Annotated in this window: 14 protein-coding genes, 1 tRNA gene and 1 pseudogene; 9 read left to right on the forward strand and 7 right to left on the reverse strand. The window is 56.8% G+C overall.

The annotated features are described in order from the left end of the window. Positions 1 to 6: 6 nt before the first annotated feature. A tRNA-His gene (locus GF1_RS05305) sits at positions 7 to 83 on the forward strand. 203 nt (positions 84 to 286) lie between these two features. On the opposite strand, the gene GF1_RS05310 is transcribed toward GF1_RS05305, so the two are convergent. From GF1_RS05310 to GF1_RS05325, 4 genes and pseudogenes are all read right to left on the reverse strand, one after another. Then, positions 287 to 823 carry an AAA-type ATPase lid domain-containing protein gene (locus GF1_RS05310; RefSeq protein WP_353740451.1) on the reverse strand — a complete coding sequence of 179 codons (537 nt, stop codon included), beginning with the start codon at positions 821 to 823 and terminating at the stop codon, positions 287 to 289. Positions 824 to 829: 6 nt separating this feature from the next. Then, a pseudogene (locus tag GF1_RS16165) lies at positions 830 to 1,419 on the reverse strand (sigma-54-dependent transcriptional regulator); the annotation flags it as partial. Then, complete coding sequence (locus GF1_RS05320; protein WP_267928594.1) at positions 1,416 to 1,697, reverse strand: response regulator; 282 nt, start codon at positions 1,695 to 1,697, stop codon at positions 1,416 to 1,418. The pseudogene GF1_RS16165 and the gene GF1_RS05320, both read right to left, overlap by 4 nt. A gap of 99 nt (positions 1,698 to 1,796) precedes the next feature. Next, positions 1,797 to 3,212 (reverse strand): sensor histidine kinase, encoded by a 1,416-nt coding sequence (locus GF1_RS05325; protein ID WP_267928595.1) that lies wholly within the window; start codon positions 3,210 to 3,212, stop codon positions 1,797 to 1,799. 411 nt (positions 3,213 to 3,623) lie between these two features. Here GF1_RS05325 and GF1_RS05330 point away from each other — a divergent pair, with 411 nt between their 5' ends. From GF1_RS05330 to GF1_RS05365, 8 genes are all read left to right on the forward strand, one after another. Then, a complete protein-coding gene (locus GF1_RS05330; RefSeq protein ID WP_267928596.1) occupies positions 3,624 to 4,079 on the forward strand; it encodes a hypothetical protein in 456 nt (151 codons plus the stop codon). A gap of 121 nt (positions 4,080 to 4,200) precedes the next feature. Then, entirely contained in the window at positions 4,201 to 5,427 is a 1,227-nt protein-coding gene (locus tag GF1_RS05335; RefSeq protein WP_267928597.1) for a response regulator, read from the forward strand. 21 nt (positions 5,428 to 5,448) lie between these two features. Further along, on the forward strand, positions 5,449 to 7,182 hold the full coding sequence (locus tag GF1_RS05340; protein ID WP_267928598.1) for a sensor histidine kinase: 1,734 nt from the start codon (positions 5,449 to 5,451) through the stop codon (positions 7,180 to 7,182). A gap of 8 nt (positions 7,183 to 7,190) precedes the next feature. Then, the gene (locus tag GF1_RS05345; RefSeq protein WP_267928599.1) at positions 7,191 to 7,550 is read left to right on the forward strand and encodes a response regulator; all 360 of its coding nucleotides are present in this window, start codon (positions 7,191 to 7,193) and stop codon (positions 7,548 to 7,550) included. A gap of 8 nt (positions 7,551 to 7,558) precedes the next feature. Then, positions 7,559 to 8,206, forward strand: coding sequence for a histidine kinase dimerization/phospho-acceptor domain-containing protein (locus GF1_RS05350; RefSeq protein WP_267928600.1), 648 nt, complete (start codon positions 7,559 to 7,561; stop codon positions 8,204 to 8,206). A gap of 155 nt (positions 8,207 to 8,361) precedes the next feature. Further along, positions 8,362 to 10,341 carry an SLC13 family permease gene (locus tag GF1_RS05355; RefSeq protein WP_267928601.1) on the forward strand — a complete coding sequence of 660 codons (1,980 nt, stop codon included), beginning with the start codon at positions 8,362 to 8,364 and terminating at the stop codon, positions 10,339 to 10,341. Between the two features lie 75 nt (positions 10,342 to 10,416). Further along, positions 10,417 to 12,210, forward strand: a complete 1,794-nt coding sequence (locus GF1_RS05360) for an ArsB/NhaD family transporter (protein ID WP_267928602.1) — start codon at positions 10,417 to 10,419, stop codon at positions 12,208 to 12,210. 18 nt (positions 12,211 to 12,228) lie between these two features. Next, the gene (locus tag GF1_RS05365) at positions 12,229 to 13,173 is read left to right on the forward strand and encodes a universal stress protein (protein ID WP_267928603.1); all 945 of its coding nucleotides are present in this window, start codon (positions 12,229 to 12,231) and stop codon (positions 13,171 to 13,173) included. 210 nt (positions 13,174 to 13,383) lie between these two features. On the opposite strand, the gene rarD is transcribed toward GF1_RS05365, so the two are convergent. The 3 genes from rarD to GF1_RS05380 all read right to left on the reverse strand — a co-directional run bounded on the left by rarD (position 13,384) and on the right by GF1_RS05380 (position 17,163). Beyond that, entirely contained in the window at positions 13,384 to 14,298 is a 915-nt protein-coding gene (rarD, locus tag GF1_RS05370; RefSeq protein WP_267928604.1) for an EamA family transporter RarD, read from the reverse strand. Between the two features lie 157 nt (positions 14,299 to 14,455). Beyond that, positions 14,456 to 16,006, reverse strand: a complete 1,551-nt coding sequence (locus GF1_RS05375; RefSeq protein ID WP_267928605.1) for a sensor domain-containing diguanylate cyclase — start codon at positions 16,004 to 16,006, stop codon at positions 14,456 to 14,458. 113 nt (positions 16,007 to 16,119) lie between these two features. After that, entirely contained in the window at positions 16,120 to 17,163 is a 1,044-nt protein-coding gene (locus tag GF1_RS05380) for a KamA family radical SAM protein (RefSeq protein ID WP_267928606.1), read from the reverse strand. Positions 17,164 to 17,250 lie beyond the last annotated feature (87 nt).

Raw genomic sequence — 17,250 nt, forward strand, 5'->3', positions numbered from 1 at the left:
CACATGGTGAGCGTAGCTCAGTTGGTTAGAGCACTTGGTTGTGGCCCAAGAGGCCGTGGGTTCGAGTCCCATCGCTCACCCCACAAAGAATGAAAAAGGTGCTGCAGTCCAAAGCGACGGCAGCACCTTTTTTGGTTTCAAGGTCCGGCGGTGCGCCCGGCAGCGGATTTTGCCACCGGGATGGTTTTGTCGGTCTGCCAGGCCCGGCCCGGCTGTCAGCCTTCCTCCTTCTTCTTTTTCTGCCCGGTGGCGTTGTCGATATCAATGCCCTGGTTCTGGTATTTTTTCAGTTTGCGCCACAGCGATACCCGGTCAATGCCAAGAATGATTTTTTCAGTTTGCGCCACAGCGATACCCGGTCAATGCCAAGAATGGCGGCCGCCCGTGTCTTGTTGCCGTCCACCGAGCGGAGTACATCAAGGATGTAGCGCCGTTCATTCTCCTCCAGGGTCAGGCAGGGCACTGCCTCCGCAGTGGCCGGGACGGATGTCTCGCAGGAGTGGATCGGAGAGACGGTGATCGTTCCCGGACTGCTGATCTCGCGCGGCAGGTGGTAGATTTTTATCTCCGGTTCGTTGCACATGGCCAGCGAGCGCTCGATGATATTTTCCAGTTCGCGCACATTGCCCGGGTAGTCATGGTCCTGGAGGGCTGCCATGGCCTCGGGTGAGATGGATTTGATATGATCGTCCGGGCCCGGGTACTTGGCAAGAAAATGGTGCACCAGCAGGGGGATGTCGTCCTTGCGCTCGCGCAGCGGCGGGATATGGAGGGAGACAACGTTGAGCCGGTAGAAGAGATCCTGGCGGAAACGTCCTGCCATGGCTTCCTCCTGCAGGTTGCGATTGGTGGCGGCCAGAATCCGGATATCCACCGGGATCTCACGCGTTCCCCAACCCGGATAATCTTGCGTTCCTGGAGCACCCGCAGCAGTTTCACCTGCATGGTCATGGGCATCTCGCCTATTTCATCAAAGAGCACCACCCCGCCATTGGCTGATTCCAGCAACCCCTTGCGCCACTTGGAGGCACCGGTGAAGGCCTCCTTCTCGTGGCCGAAAAGCTCGTTGAGCATCAGCTCTTCGGTGAGTGCCCCGCAGTTGATGGGCAGGAACCGGTTGTTGGCCCGCGGACTCAGCTCATAGATTGTCCGGGCAACAAGCTCCTTGCCAGTGCCGGTGTCGCCGGTTATCAGCACATTGCAGTCCATCTGGGCCACCTGGGCGATATCGTCCTTGAGCCGCAAAATGGCGTGGTTCTGGCCGATGAACTGGGTTATGCCTTCCTTGGCAGTTATCTGACGACGCAGGTTGAGGACCTCGCGGCGGAGCAGGGTTTTCTCCAGGGCCCTGGAGACCAGGTCGCGTAACTTGTCTATGTTGAAGGGTTTGGGCAGGTAATAAAAGGCTCCCTTGTTCATGGCCTCCACCGCCGAGTGGACGGTGGCATAGCCGGTGATGATGATAACCTCGGCGTCGGGGCCATGTCCTTGACAGCGGTCATCACCTGCAACCCGTCCACCTCTGCCATCTTCATGTCGGTGATAACCAGATCGAAACGGTGGGCCTGCAGCTTCTGCAGCGCCTCTTCGCCGCTGACCGCCTTCTGGACGAAATAGCCATCTTTTTCCAGTACATGGGAGATGTTTTCCCGGTTCACCAGGTCGTCATCGACCACCAGGATGTGTATGTCAGTCATGGGATGGGGATATCCTGAAGGTAGGGTTTGCCGGTTCACGGAACGTTTGGCCTGTCCGGGACCTGAGTACTTGTCCGCACCAGGGGTAACGGTATGGTTTCATGAGCTCACCTCCTGTTCCGGCAGGGGCAGGGTGATGAGGAACAAGGTTCCCAGGCCCATTTCGCTCTCTACTGAGATCGAGCCGCCGTGTTTGTTGATGATGCCATAGACTACCGCCAGGCCCAGGCCAGAGCCTTCTCCTTCGTTCTTTGTGGTGAAAAAGGGATCGAATATCCGTCCAAGATCTGCGGGATCTATCCCGCAGCCGGTGTCGCGCACCCGAAGGACGACCCGGTGTCGCTCCGGCTGACTGGCGGCTGAAAAGGAGATGGTACCCGGGCCTTCGCCAATGGCCTGGACACCGTTTAAAAGCAGGTTCAAGATAACCTCGGTCATCTTGTGGCGATCCAGGCGCAGGGTAATATCCTCCGGAATGGCAATCTCCACCTGGACCGTTTCGGGAATCTCATTGGCCGCCAGCTTCACTGCCTGCTCTACCACGTCGGCCAGGGCGACCAGGCGGGGGAAAAATTCATGATCCCTGGAGAAATCGAGCAGGCTGGAAACGATCCTGCCGGCCCGCATGGCCTCATTGTGGATAGTTTCCAGCATCTGCGAGGTTATCTCCGGATCTCCGCTCTCCAGCTCGGCCAGACCGATCTGGCTGGAGGTGGCGATATTGTTGAGCGGATTGTTGAGCTGATGGGCCGCGCCGGCGGCCAGGGTGCCCAGGGAAGAGAGCTTGTGGGACTCAATGAGTCGTTTCTGATCTTCTTCCAGTTCCCGGACCATGTGGTTGAAGGCCTTGAAGACGGTCTGGGTCTCGTCATCGCCCCGCTGATCCGTGACAATGGGCCGGAAGGTGCCACGGGCAATGTCAAGGGCGGCCTGTTCCAGTTTTTTGAGCGGCTGAAAGACCCCGCGCCAGATGGAAAGAGAGATCAGGATAGAGATCATCGCTGACAGGGCCACGATGATGAGCAGCCGCTGTTTGAAGCGCTCCACCATGGCCCGCTGCCTGGCCTGGCATTGCAGGAGCAGTTGACGGCCAAAGGTCTGCAGCTGGTCTCCGATGCGACCGATATCCCTGGTCAGTGGCTCCGGCCAGGCCTGCACTTCCGTGGTTGCGGCCAGTTCATCCATGAGCTGGCCGTATCTGGCCAGTTCTTCGAGCTGGGTTTTCCTGGAAAGTTCAAGGTCGCGGGTTAGCGGCAGCTTTTCCATCTTCAGGCCCAGTTGTCTGATCAGTTCCCGGTTTTTTTTCAGGGCGTGTTCACTGTGGTATAGAAGATAGTTTTCTTCGGTTTGTCGCAGCAGTTCCACCAGCACGTTGAGGCGACTGTAGAGCTCCATGTTTTCCAGCCCGGTATTGAACTGTCTGAAATCCCTGAACGGCACCACGCAGAGGATCCCCAGGATCAGGAAATGGGTGACACAGCTCAATATAAGCTTGCTTCGCTGGTTGATACGCATGGTTAAAGCTGTATGCTCCCGGGTGGCATGGTTGGAAGAAATGGTCGGAATGCAGTGTGCCCTGTGTCATATCGCAACATGTTGCTAATTGCAACACTTCTCTTGCCCGGGTGGCTTCGCGGCAGACCAGAGGTCATCTATCTGCTCATCCTTGTTGCAAATGTTGCACTTTGTATCACTCTAATGGCTGATTGCGTTTCAAAGTGCAACAAAAAAGTGCATTTTAATTGAATGGATGCATCTGTATTTTTGTTGTTATCAGATAACATGTTGAAATTTAATATAAATATATTTTTTGTTCATCCTGGCACGAACAGTGCTATTAAGAAGAGGGTGACAAACAACGTCCTGGGATGATGGGATATTTCCAGGTGCGCTCCTGAACTTTATCTCTGCTGAAAAGAACCAGCGATGGCTGCACAAAGTGATGTTCCGAAAATTCTTGTTGTCGGCGGAAAGACATTCTCCGACTCACTGACAGCCTATGCGCTCAAAATGGCACAGAAGCTTGATCTGGAAATCATTGCCCTGAATGTGGATGAAGACATTCTCGATCTTTCCGCTGACGAGCAGGCTGCTGCCAGGGAGGCCTTTTTCGAGGCAGCCGAGCAGAGTGCGGCTGATCTGGCGGAAAAGGCAGAGTCCATGGATATCAAGTTTACCTCGATGGTGGTGGTCAACAGGATTCAAACCACCATCGAGAAGATTTTGAATCAGGAGCTCGGGGTACGCTACATCCTGTCGGAACCGGCACCCGACAGATCAGAGCACCACCGTGATCGGGTACAGAATCCCGTTCTTCAGCTGGTGGGTCCGGAAACCCACCATATTGATCCGGTCTCTGTCAGAGACGAAGGAGAGAAGTGAGGGTGCATGCAGCCCTGGAGGCTGAGCTCACCGGTTTGTTATCTGTGATCCGGGGGAGAGTCCAGGGGATATGCCAGGCCAGGTTAACTGAGATTTTGCAATACAAAGGAGAGGTACAAAAATGGCTATCATAACAATTTTCAGTGCAGATTTTTGCAGGGAAGACGAGGTGGTACAGGAACTGGTCACCAAAACCAGCTTCCGCCTCAAGACCACGGACGAGATCGTTGCCGAGGCGGCGGTTCTCGCCAAAATGGAAGAGAGCAAGGTGCGTCGGGCCCTCACCCTGAAGACCTCGGTCTTTGAGAAGTTTACCCACGAGAAGCAGCACGCCCTGGCCTATATCAAGCTTGTTCTCTCGAAGATTCTCATGGTATCCGCCGGACGCGATCTCATTCTCACCGGGTATGCAAGCCAGATGATTCCCCGGGAGATAACCCATTTTTTCCGAGTCGGGCTGATCGCCGATAAGGAGTACCGCATCAAGGTCGCGCAGGAAAAGCAGGGCGGTTCCGTCCGGGATGCGGAGAAGCTGATCAAGAAACTCGATGAGGAGCGGGCCCTGTGGCTGAAAAAGTACTGCGGCATCGAAAAACCTTTTGATCCGGCCGATTATGATCTGATCATCCCCATGAACAAGGAAACCGTGACCGAAGCCGCTTCCCTGATCATCGGCCATCTCGATGACGAGATCTTTAGGCCCACCGCCAGTTCCGAACAGGCGGTGGAGGACTTCAATCTCCAGGCAAAGGTCGAGGTCGCCCTGGCCAGGAAGGGTCATGGCGTTCAGGTCCAGGTGATCAACGGCAAAGTGATCCTGACAATCAACAAGAATGTCAGCCGGCTCAACCGGCTCAAGGAAGAACTCAAAACCATCGCCCAGCAGGTGGAGGGCGTGGAATCGGTGGAAGTGGTTCTGGGTAAGGACTTCCATCAGACCGATGTCTACCGCAAGCATGATTTCAACATGCCATCAAGGGTTCTCCTGGTGGATGACGAGCAGGAGTTCGTCGAGACCCTCTCTGAGCGTCTTGCCCTCAGGAACATGGGCTCGGCCGTGGTCCATGACGGTGAGTCCGCCTTGAGCCTGATCGAACAGGATAAGCCCGAGGTAATGGTCCTGGATCTGAAGATGCCCGGGGTCGATGGTATCGAGGTCCTGGAAAAGGTCAAGAAGACCAATCCCGAGATCCAGGTGATCATCCTCACCGGTCACGGCTCCGAGGAGGACCGGAAGAAATGTATGGAGCTTGGGGCCTTTGCCTATCTCAGGAAACCCGTTGACATCAAAGCGCTGAGCAAGGTGATCAAGGAGGCCCACGAAAAGGCCCAGGCTGTGGCCAAATAGAGTCCCGGGTTAGCGGCGGAAATGTCCCTCATCGAGTACATAAAACCTGAGTTCTGGAACCACCGGGAGCGGGTTGCCGGCAAATCCGGCGAACAGTATATCTTTCGTCGCAAATGGCAGTTACTGGTGGCGGTGGTGACACCGCTGATCCTTATCCCGGTGCTGCTTGCCACCGGGTATTTCTATCATTTCAGCCGTAACCGCGCCCTGATGCAGATCGAGGAGGAAACCGCCGTTCTGGCTAAGAACGCCTCCATCGATATCGAACTGTTCATCAAGCAGTACAAGTCGACGCTGCGGTTCCTCGCCCTGATGTACGGGGTGAAGAATCTCAGCGATCCAGAGGTCATGACCACCGTGTTTGGCAACCTGAAGAAAACATGTGGCGGCTTCCTGGGTCTGGACATGTACGATCTTGAGGGGAACCTGATGGCCTGTGTCGGGCACGAGGAGCCCTGCAATACCAAGGGATCCATGCGGTGGCTCGATGAGGTTCGCGCGCGGGGGCTTCTGATCGGCGTCACCTTGCTCAATCCGGAACAGATGCCCCATGTGTTCATCGCGATCAAGGTGTATGGCCAGGATGGCACACCGTATATCCTCCGGGGAATACTCGACAACCTGGTACTCAACGATCTGTTGTCCCAGATCCGCCTCGATGAGATACAGGACGTCTTCCTGGCCACTTCTTCGGGCAGGTTGATTTCCCCGTCCAAGTACTGTGGCGAGCCTGGAGAGTACGCCTGCCTGCCACTGGAGAAGGATCTTCCCGCCGCCACCCTGATGGAGAATCTGCCCTCCTATGGCGGGATGGGCGAGACCGTGTTTGTCGGCGCCGCCCGGGTAGATGGAACCGACATCATATTAGGACTGATTGTGCCCGAGGATGTGGTGGAGCGGCTCATGGCCACCACCAGGCATCTGATCTTCACGGTACTGATTCCCTCGGTCTTCGGTTTGGTGGTGGTGGCCTTCTGTCTGGTCACGTACGTGGTTCAGGGCCTGTACCGGGCCGATCTGCGGCGGCGTGAATACCTGCAGCAGGTGGAACGAAACGACAAGCTGGCTTCCATCGGCCGGCTGGCTGCAGGGGTGGCCCATGAGATCAACAATCCGCTGGCTATCATCAATGAAAAGGCCGGTCTGCTCAAGGACATGTTCACCTATACGGATACCTATGAGGGGGATGAGCGGCTGCTCAGTACGGTGGATTCCATCATCAGGGCAGTGGAACGGGCCGGGTCCATCACCCACAGGCTGCTTGGCTTTGCCCGCAAGATCGAGGTCTCAGTGGAACGGATCAATGTGGAGCACCTGATCCGTGAGACCCTGGGCTTTCTCAGAAAAGAGGCCGAGTACAAGAACATCCGCATCAATGTCGATGTGGCTGAAAATGTGCCCGACATCGTGACCGACCGCGGCAAACTGCAGCAGATTATCCTCAATCTGGTCAACAACGCCTTTGCCGCCATGGAAGACGGCGGCCAGCTTGATGTCATTGTCCGCCGTCTTCCAGGCCAGAAAGCCATCTCCATTGCGGTCCGTGACAATGGGTGCGGCATCTCGGAAGAGAACCTGAAACTGATTTTCGAACCGTTCTTCTCCACCAGGACCAAGAGTGGTGGAACCGGCCTTGGTCTTGCCATCACCTACGGGCTCATCCGTGATCTGCACGGTACCCTGGAAGTGGAAAGCCAGGTCGGGGTCGGGACTACCTTTACCATCACCCTGCCCTTCAAAATAAAGAAAACATAGGTGGAACCATGCAGGTCTTGCTCGTTGACGATGAAAAGGAACTTATCTCCACCCTGGCGGAACGGCTGTCGTTTCGTGGGATAGAGGCTGACTGGGTAACCAGTGGGGAGGAAGCCCTGAAGAAGATAAAGGAGAAGAACTACGATATAGCGGTGCTGGATATCAAGATGCCGGGGCTCAGCGGTATTGATCTGGGCAGGAAAATTCGTGATATCAAGCCGGACCTCAAGGTGATTTTCGTCACCGGCCACGGCTCGGCCGCTGATTTCGAGGCCGGCACGGCCCAGAGCGGCAGGGATTTCTACCTGGCAAAACCCATCAACATCGACCTGTTGATCGAAAAGATGCACGAAGCGCTTAAGCAGTAACGGGCACCATGGAAACAAACTGGCAACTACTTGGTCCGGAAGGTCTGGCATTTTTTGGCAAAATTACCGCTTCCCTGTCCCATGAGATGAAGAACGCTCTGGCAATCATCAACGAAAACAGTGGGTTGCTCGAGGATTACATGCTCATGGCCGAAAGCGGCATGGAGGTCGATCCCGAGCGGCTCTCCGAGCTTGCCGCCCGGATAGGTCGACAGGTGGAACGGGCCGATGGGCTGGTCAACCGGCTCAATGCCTTTGCTCACAGTGTGGATCATCCGGTCCAGGAGGTGGATCTTGACCAGCTGCTCAAGCTGGCTGCCTCGCTGTCGCACCGGATCCTTTCGGGATATGGGGTCGAGGTGGAGATCACCTCGGCAGAGACTCTCCAGGCGACGACCTCACCTTTTCTCCTGCTCAACCTTGTCTGTAACTGTCTTTTTGCCTGGGGCTCGGTCTCCGCTCCGGGAACGGTCCTCGGACTGCGCTGCACCGGGAGCGGTGAGGAGGGCAGGGCGGCGATCCAGCTCAGAGGAGTGTTTGCCAGGCCCGCAGCCTTTCCCGGTCCGGCGGAGCAGGCCCTGCTCGACGCCCTGGAGGCCTGCCTGGAAGATGATCCCGAAGGTGAAGGCATCCTGATCCTGCTGCCCGGGAAGTAAGGAGGGCGGATAGCGCTGGTCGTCAATACCTGGCACCGGACGCTGAGCCGCTTCCCTGGAGAGAATCGGGCAACAGAAGACAAAAAACCTGGACTGGCTCCAGGATTATTGACGTTTTTTTTGTTCAGAATGTACCAATAAAGAGGAGGAGCACAATGGAAAAATGGAAACACCGATTATCACTGGCTTTTGCTGTGGTCATGGGGTGTCTGCTTGTGACCTGTTCGGCGGCCTGGGCCGCCGAGGCCGCGGCCAGTGCAGATACCATCGTCTTTACGCCCAAGATGGGCGTTGTCATGGGCGCCCTGGGCCTGGCCATCCTGTTGTTCATTTTTGAGTGGGTCCGGGTGGATGTGGTGGGCATCATCATGATGGTCATATTGCCCATCCTCGGCGTCGTGAGTCCCAAGGAGGCCATCAGCGGTCTGTCCAGTAATGCCGTGGTTTCTATCATCGCCGTTATCATTATCGGTGCCGGTCTGGACAAGACCGGGTGCATGAATGTTCTGGCCCGCAATATCTTAAAGATAGCCGGCCGTTCCGAGAGTCGGATCATGACCCTGATCGCCGGTACCGTGGCCTTCATATCAAGCTTCATGCAGAATATCGGCGCCGCCGCCCTGTTCATGCCCGCCGCCATTCGTATCGGTCGTCAGACAGGCATCCCGGTCTCCCGTATTCTCATGCCCATGGGGTTCTGCGCCATCATCGGTGGTACCATCACCCTGGTCGGTGCCAGCCCGACGATCCTGCTCAACGATCTGATCGAGCAGGCCAACAGCCTTGGTTTTCTGCCGGAACGGGTGGAGCCGTTGGGCCTGTTCACCCAGACCCCCATCGGTCTTGCCCTGGTAGCCAGCGCCATCCTGTATTTTATCTTCCTGGGTCGCTTCATTCTGCCGGCCAAGTCTGATGGTGCCGGCGGGGAAGGCAGCCTGGTACCGGATTCCATCGCCGATACCTACCACATGATTGACACCCTGTACGAACTGGAGGTTCCTGAAGATTTCAGTGATCCACGGACTCTGCAGGAGATGAAGATTCGCGAAGACTATCACATCAACATCATTGCCCTCTACCACGCCCGGCGGAAGAGCAAGAGCCTGGCCCCGCGCAAGACCGAGCGCCTCGAGCCTGGGGACGTCTTTGCGGTCATAGCCCGCTCAAAGGACTCTGTCCTGCGGTTTGCCAAGGACTTCGGGATCAAGTTCAAGGGAGACCTGGACGTCTTTGGCGAGGATCTCTCCCCCAACAACGCCGGCATGATGGAAGGTATCATCACCGAACGCTCCGAGCTGGTCGGCAAGACCCTCTCCGAGGTTCACTTCAAGGAGGCGTTCGAGGTGAATCCCATCACCATCTGCAGTGGTGGCTACTGCCTCTTTGGCGACATCTCCGAGCACCGGCTGAAAGTTGGTGACGCCATTCTGATGTTTGGTCCCTGGTCGGTTTTCCACTGGCTCAAGCAGAAAAACACCTTTGTCTTCACCACCGAGGTCAAGGGTGAACTGATGCGCGAGGACAAGGCAAAAACCGCCGTATTCTGGCTCATCGTCGCCCTGAGCATGGTTCTTGGCTACAAACCGTTCATGGCCATGCTCGGTTTTCCGGACATGAAAATGTCACTGTCGGTCTGTCTGCTCACCGGTGCTCTCGGTATGATCCTGACCAAGGTCATGACCGTGGACGAGGCGTATGAATCCGTAGACTGGATGACGGTTTTTCTCCTCGGCGGTCTGATTCCCCTGGGTCTGGCCTTCCAGAAAACCGGTGCGGCTGAGTTCATCGCCACCACCATCATGAATGCCATCGGCTCGGTGCCGACGATTATCTTCCTGCTGGTGGTCGGCCTGCTTACGTCCTTTTTTACCCTGGTGGTTTCCAATGTGGGAGCCACGGTTCTGCTGGTACCCCTGTGTATGTCCATGGCGGTCAAGGCAGGTGCAGATCCCCGGGTCACGGCCATGGTTGTGGCCATTGCGGCATCCAACACCTTTGTCCTGCCGACCCATCAGGTCAATGCCCTGATCATGCGTCCCGGCGGATATAGAACAGTTGATTACGCCAAGGCAGGCGCCGGCATGACCATCCTCTTTCTGGTCGTGCTGCTCGCCATGCTTTATCTGTTCTATTAATCGAGTCACAAGCATCGGACAGGGCGGGTTTATCTTTCGCCCTGTCCGGCAGGTTTCGAAGGAGAAGACAAGATCATGCACACGTCACGAGTACAACCAACTCTTTCCATCCGGGCGCTGTTCTGGCTGCTGACCATCTTGTATGTGTTTTGCAGTGCGCCTGTTTCTGCCAGTGGGGTTGCAGCAACGCACCAGAGTGCGGACAACGGCCCCACCGGTCAGCTTTCGGTCTTCGGAAAGATCGTCAATCCCCATGGGGCCGGCGTCGGCGATGCCGAGGTGACGGTCTTCCTCAACGGTCAGGAACTTGTTCCACCGGCAGGCGGTCATGGTGGTCACGGTCCGGCCATGATCAAAACCGAATCCGACGGTTCCTTCCAGGCCGTATTTCATGTCCCCCAGGCAGACATTGAAACAGCCATCATCGAGGTGGAAGCCTACAAGCCCAGTTACAGCAGGGAAAAGATCAAGATTGACGGGGCCGAGATCAGCCGCGGGGATGCCGGCACCAGTGTCCGGGTCGACGTGGAGGTCAAGCGGAGCCAGGGCCCGGCCTTCTGGATCGCCACGATTGTCTTTGTCCTTGCCTATATCCTGATCTCGTTCGAACTGCTGCACCGCACCCTGGCCGCCATGCTCGGGGCCTCGGTCATGCTGGTGATCAGCTACACTGTCGGTACCTTTAATCCTGAGTACCATATTCTGTCCTATGAGAGCGCCATCAGAGCCATTGACATGAATGTGATCTTCTTGCTCATGGGTATGATGATCATTGTCGGTATCCTCAAGCATACCGGTGTGTTCCAGTGGTGCGCCTACAAGTGTTACCAGCTGGCCCGCGGCAACGTGATGATGCTGGCGGTGATCCTGATGTCGTTCACCGCCGTATCCTCCGCCTTTCTCGACAATGTCACCACCATGCTGCTGCTGACTCCGGTCTCCATTGAGATCGCCCTGTCGCTTGGTATTTCGCCCCTGGCCCTGCTGATCCCCGAGATCCTCGCCTCAAATGTCGGTGGTACGGCAACCTTGATCGGTGATCCGCCCAATATCATGATCGGTTCCTACGCTGCCCTGACCTTCACCGATTTCGTCAAGAACCTGGCCCCGGTCTGCGTGGTCAGCATGGTGGTTCTCTTTGGCTACACCAGGATGGTCTATGGCGGACAGTACAAGAAAGCCCATGTGACAGATATCCAGGCCTTTATCGCCAAGCTGCGGGAAGAGTACCAGATCACCGATGCCAACCTGCTCTCGGTGGGGCTGATCGTTATGGGTATTGTGGTGGGCATGTTCCTCACCCACGGCGTCCTCCACATGGAGGTGTCTATCGCCGCCCTGTTCGGAGCGGCCCTGCTCTTCACCTATGGCATGGTGACCAAGAAGATCGATCTCCTGGAGCTGATCGAAAAGGATATCGAGTGGACCACCCTGCTCTTTTTCATGTTCCTCTTCATTCTGGTGGGGGCGGTGGAGGAAACCGGACTGCTCGATATCGTTGCCGACTGGGTTCTCAACCTGTCCCACGGTAACCTGACCACCTCCATTATCCTCATCCTCTGGGTGTCGGCCATCATGAGCGCCTTTGTCGACAACATACCCTTTACCGCCACCATGCTGCCCATTGTCGCCTACCTGACCCAGGTCATTCCCGGGGCGGAGAGCGGCGTGCTCTGGTGGGCACTGGCCTTTGGCGCCTGTTTCGGTGGTAACGGAACCATGATCGGCGCCAGTGCCAACGTGGTGACCATCGGTATTGCCGAATCGGCCGGGTATCCGATGAAGTTTATCGGTTTCATGAAGGTGGCGTTTCCCTATATGATTGTCAGTGTGGCCATTGCCAATGTATGGCTCTTGCTGGCTTACTAGCAGATGAGGAGTTGTGATATGAGTACAGTTAACAAGGCGTTAACCCGGTTTTTACTCCCTCTGGACGTGGAGGGCGCCCATGCCCGGCCGGTGGCCCTTATGCGGTGCCTGGCCGAGACCCTGAAACAGCGTATTGAAAAAATAACCCTTCTCCATGTCATGGCTGGTCGCTATCTCAGTCAGCACATGGCCAATGTGGATTTCCGGACCACCCAGATCATTTCTTCGGACAGATTCCAGGAACTGCGTCAGACCTACATAGACAAGGAGATTCGCCCGATCCTGGAGAATGTCCGCCAAGAGCTCGCCGATGCCGGAATAAGTGCCCCCATCGATATCGTCATCGAGGATGGCGATCCGGTGGACCGGATCGCCAAGCTGGCCGAGGAGGGGGAGTACTCCTCACTGATTCTCCAGCGCAGTGACAAATCGGCGGTAGAGGAAATGTTTATCGGCAGTGTGACCAGCGGGGTCCTGCACCGTGATATCAAGAGTACCATTTACCTGGCCGGCTCCGGACCCCTGCACTGTCCGCCCAGAAGCGCTCTGGTGGCGCTGGATGAATCGGAAAACGCCCGGGCCGCCCTGGAACGGGCCATGGTCCTTGCCGAGGCGGCAGGCCAGGTCTTTGAAAAGATGGTTCTGGTCCACGTGATGGATGCGGCCGAGTGCTCCGTGGCCCTTGCCAATGGCAGCGAACCGGAGAAACCGGGCAGCGGTCTGCTTGATGAGGCCGAGGCCATGGTGCGGGAAAAAGGGCTTGCTTCCGGGCAGATTGTCCGCCGTCTTACCTTCGGCGATCCGGCCGACGTCCTTGTCCATGAGGTGGAAGACCAGAAGCCCGAGTTTGTCTTCATGGGCCGCCGTGGCCGCTCAGCCCTCAAGGAGCTCTTCATGGGCAGCGTGTCCAGCAAGGTGATTTCCCGCTGCACCGGTCCGGCCATCACGCTGGTCAGCGCCTGAGCCCTCTAACTTGAAGCATCTCAGCAGGAAAGCAGTATCCAGATGCCTTGCAAACCACTTCCCTGATCCGTGATCGGGGCGGCTTTCCTGTATTTCATACCCTCCTTCCGGCGGGAGACGTCCTGTCTCCCGCCATTTTTTTCCGCTTCCATCTCCGTCGCTGTCCGTGCACAGTTTGTTCCTCTTCGTTTCCTGCCCGTATGGAGCAAGTTATCGTCTCACACCCTTCCGCCACAGTATGCCCTCCAGGGTATAGAGCCCGAGCGCTGTCCAGACCAGGACAAAGCCGATCCCCTTTTCCCGGGGAAAGGGTTCATGGTAGAGAAAAATTCCCAGCAGGAGTTGCAGGGTCGGGGCCAGGTACTGGAGCAGTCCCAGGGCGGTGAGGTGGATTCGCTGGGCTCCATAGACAAAGAGGAGCAGCGGCGCCGAGGTGGCGATGCCGGAACAGATCAGCAGGATCATGGTGGTGGGATCCGCCATGGCGAAGCTGGCAGTGCCCCTGGAATTCGTCAGCAGGAGCAGGGCGGCGGCAGGGAGGGAGAGCAGGCAGGTCTCGCAGAAGAGTCCTTCCAGGGACGGGAGCCGGGCTGTTTTTCTGAGCAGGCTGTAGAGGCTGAAGGTTCCGGCCAGGACCAGGGCGATCCATGGGATACGGCCATGGGAGAGGGCCAGGTAGCCCACTCCGGAGGCGGCCAGGGCCAGGGCCAGCCATTGACCGGGTCGCAGCCTTTCCTTAAGGACGACAACTCCGAGCAGTGCCGAGACCAGGGGATTGATGAAATATCCAAGGCTTGCTTCAACGATATAGTCATTGTTGACCGCCCAGATATAGGTCAGCCAGTTGACCGCGACCAGCAAAGAGGTTGCCAGGAAGGTCAGTCTGGTGACAGGGATAGTCAGTTCACGCCACAGCTGCCTGAGTCGGCCCTGGGCAGCGAGGATGGCCAGGGTGAAGACCATGGACCAGATGATCCGGTGGCAGATGATTTCCAGGGCAGGGACCCGGGAAAGGGCCTTCCAGTAGACCGGCAGGCAGCCCCAGAGAAGCGATGCCCCGACAGCGGCAGCCAGGCCGGCCCGTTGCGTCGTCCCGGTTCGCTCCCTTTCCTGGCGCTTTTTCAACACCCGCGGGGTGGAAGAAGGAGAGATGGAGCGGGGAGGAGTGATACTGGCAGCGTAACGCTCCCCAAGGGCTTCCGGCCTGCTTCCGGCCCGCTTTCAGCGTGTCGGGGACGACGGTCCGCCAGCGAGGAGCACCTGGATGCCGGTGACCCTTTCGTCAAAAGGAGAACCATTTTTTCTTCTTTTTCGGGCTGTAGAGCACAACCTGGTTTCGTCCTTGATTCTTTGCCTCGTACAAGGCCTCGTCGGCCAGGCCGATAAATTCGTTTTTCCTGAAATTACGGCCCGATGGCCTGGCACTGGCCACACCGATGCTGATGGTGACCCGGTAGACATTGGTGCCATCGTCAAAGGAGTAGGCTTCCACAGCCTGGCGCAGTTTTTCGGCCACGGCCACGGCCTCGTCCGGCCCGGTTTCCGGCAGAACAATGATAAATTCCTCACCTCCGTACCGGGCCAGCAGGTCGTACTCGCGGATATGTTCCTTGATTACCCGGCAAAGCTCCTTGAGGATGAAATCACCGGTCTGGTGGCCGTAGTTGTCGTTAAACTGTTTGAAATTATCGATATCCAGCAGCAAAATGGAAATGACCCCTTCGTTGCGAATGGACCTGTTGATCTCCTGGTCAAGGAAGTTCTGAAAATATCGATGGTTATGTACCTCGGTGAGTCCGTCGATGTTGGCCAGGTTCTCCAGAAGCTTGTTTTTGTGCTCCAGTTCCCTGGTCAGTTTTTCCAGGGCCATTTTGGAACTGATCAACTCCCGGTTCATCTCCTCGTAGGACATGTTGAGCAGGCTCAGTTTCAGGTTGGCTTCCTGGAGAATCTCTTCCACCGATTTGGTCGGCGGAATTTTGAGGCCAAAGTAATCAGCCGCCTTATCGATATGGTTGTGGACTTTTTTCAGAATAGTGTTGATAGCCAGGACCTTCAGGCCCAGCAGTTTCCTGGCCTCGCTGCGAAACTGGCGGTGATAATCCTCCGGAGAGGTGCAGTAGAGTATTTTGACCAGCAGGTCCGATAGATAGATCACCCCGATTGCCCGGCTGATGTCCAAGTCCCCGCCCGTGTACTCCCCGGGGCTGTGATGGTGGCGGATGGGCTGGACCAGGCTTTCGGGAAAGCCCCATTTCTGGGCCACATGATAGCCCACTACCTCGTGGCTGGTGCCCAGATGTTCCTTTTCCAGCTCCCTGATGGTTCGTTTTTCCTTGTGATAGATCTCCATGATCCGATCATACTCATCCGGGAAGGTGCAGGCAAAGATGAGCTGGCCCAGGTTCTGCAGCAAGCCGGCGACAAAGATATCTTCTGTGTCCAGTCCCGGCAGCTGCTCGGCGATCAGCTTGGCAGCTACGGCACCGGCCAGGGAATGCTGCCAGAAGAGCTTGAAGTCAAAGTTCCCTTTCCCTTTCATGCTGAGAAAGGAAAAGGAAAGCACCAGACTGCGGACCGCATTGGTGCCGAGGATGGAGACTGCCTGGTTGATGGAGGAGATCTGCTGGGGAAAACTGTAGAAGGCTGAATTGGAGACCTTGAGGATTTTGCTGGACAGGGCCATGTCCTGGGAGATCAGGGTAGCGATGTCCGACAGGGTCGTATCTTCCTGGGACGTGATGGAAATCAGTTTCGATGCCACTGTGGGCAGCGTGGGCAGATCCGGAGAGTTGAGGACCCGGTTGAGGACCTCTTCCTGTGACATGGTCATTGGTTGCCTTTCCTGGCGTTGCTGCGTGAGTGAAAATGGAGAGCGAGGTGTCACTGTTTTCTTTAAGTATAACAGACCGCCTCTGAACTTCAAGGGATTGAGAAAATATCTCTTTATCCCTTTTCACCGGGATACTGAAACACCTGGCCGAGATAACTGGTGAAATCTGTCTCCCCTTTTCCGATAACATTATAGCTCGGGGTGAGGGGGATCTTGCCGCCTCCGCCCGGGGCGTCGAGGGCGTAGGTTGGAACCGCCATTCCGGAGACGTGCCCGATGAGCGAGCGCATGATGTTCAGGCCACAGCTGATGGAGGTGCGGAAATGCCCGGTGCCCCGGGTGAGATCGGCCTGGAACAGGTAATAAGGTTTGACCCGCATGGCGAGAAGCCCCACCATCAGCTCCCGGATGGTTTCCGGATCGTCGTTCACCCCTTTGAGCAGCACCGTCTGGCATCCCAGGGGAATGCCCCCGTCGGCGAGGAGACTGCAGGCCTGGCGTGCCTCGGGAGTGAGCTCTGCCGGATGGTTGAAATGGGTATTGATGTAGAGGGGGTGGTATTTTTTCAGCATCGAGACCAGGTTTTCCGTGACCCGCATGGGCAGGGTGCACGGCACCCGGGTGCCGATCCGGATCACTTCGATGGAAGGGATGGCCCGCAGGGAGCAGAGTATCTCCTCGAGCCGGGCGGTGGAGAGCAGGAGCGGATCGCCGCCGGAGATGAGCACCTCGCGGATGGCCGGGGTTTTTTGCAGGTACTCCAAGCCGGCCCGGATGGTAGCATCGGTGATGACCATCTCCGGTCGGCCCACCTTGCGTTTGCGGGTACAGAAGCGGCAGTACATGGCGCATTCACTGCAGACCAGCAGCAGAGCCCGGTCGGGATACTTGTGGACCAGTCCGGGAACCGGGCTCAGTTTTTCCTCGCCCAGGGGATCCACCATCCCCTCTCTGTCCTCCAGTTCCCGGCTGTCCGGTACTGCCTGTTTCCAGATGGGATCTCCCATTTCCTGGATCAGGCTCAGGTAATAGGAATTGATACGCATGGGGTATCGTTGGATCGTTTTTTCAATGGGATCCGGATCCACGGGTAAGAGGGCTGCCAGTTGGTCTGGGCGGGTGATCGAATTTTTAAGAAGGTGGCGCCAGTTTGTCATTGCCGGATGGTCCCAGGAAGTGCTAAGGGGAACGAGTAACCTGAAATTGAACCTTCAGGGCCCAGGTACGCCCCTGTATACCGGCCG

The sequence above is a fragment of the Desulfolithobacter dissulfuricans genome (assembly GCF_025998535.1).
Taxonomy (GTDB): domain Bacteria; phylum Desulfobacterota; class Desulfobulbia; order Desulfobulbales; family Desulfobulbaceae; genus Desulfolithobacter; species Desulfolithobacter dissulfuricans.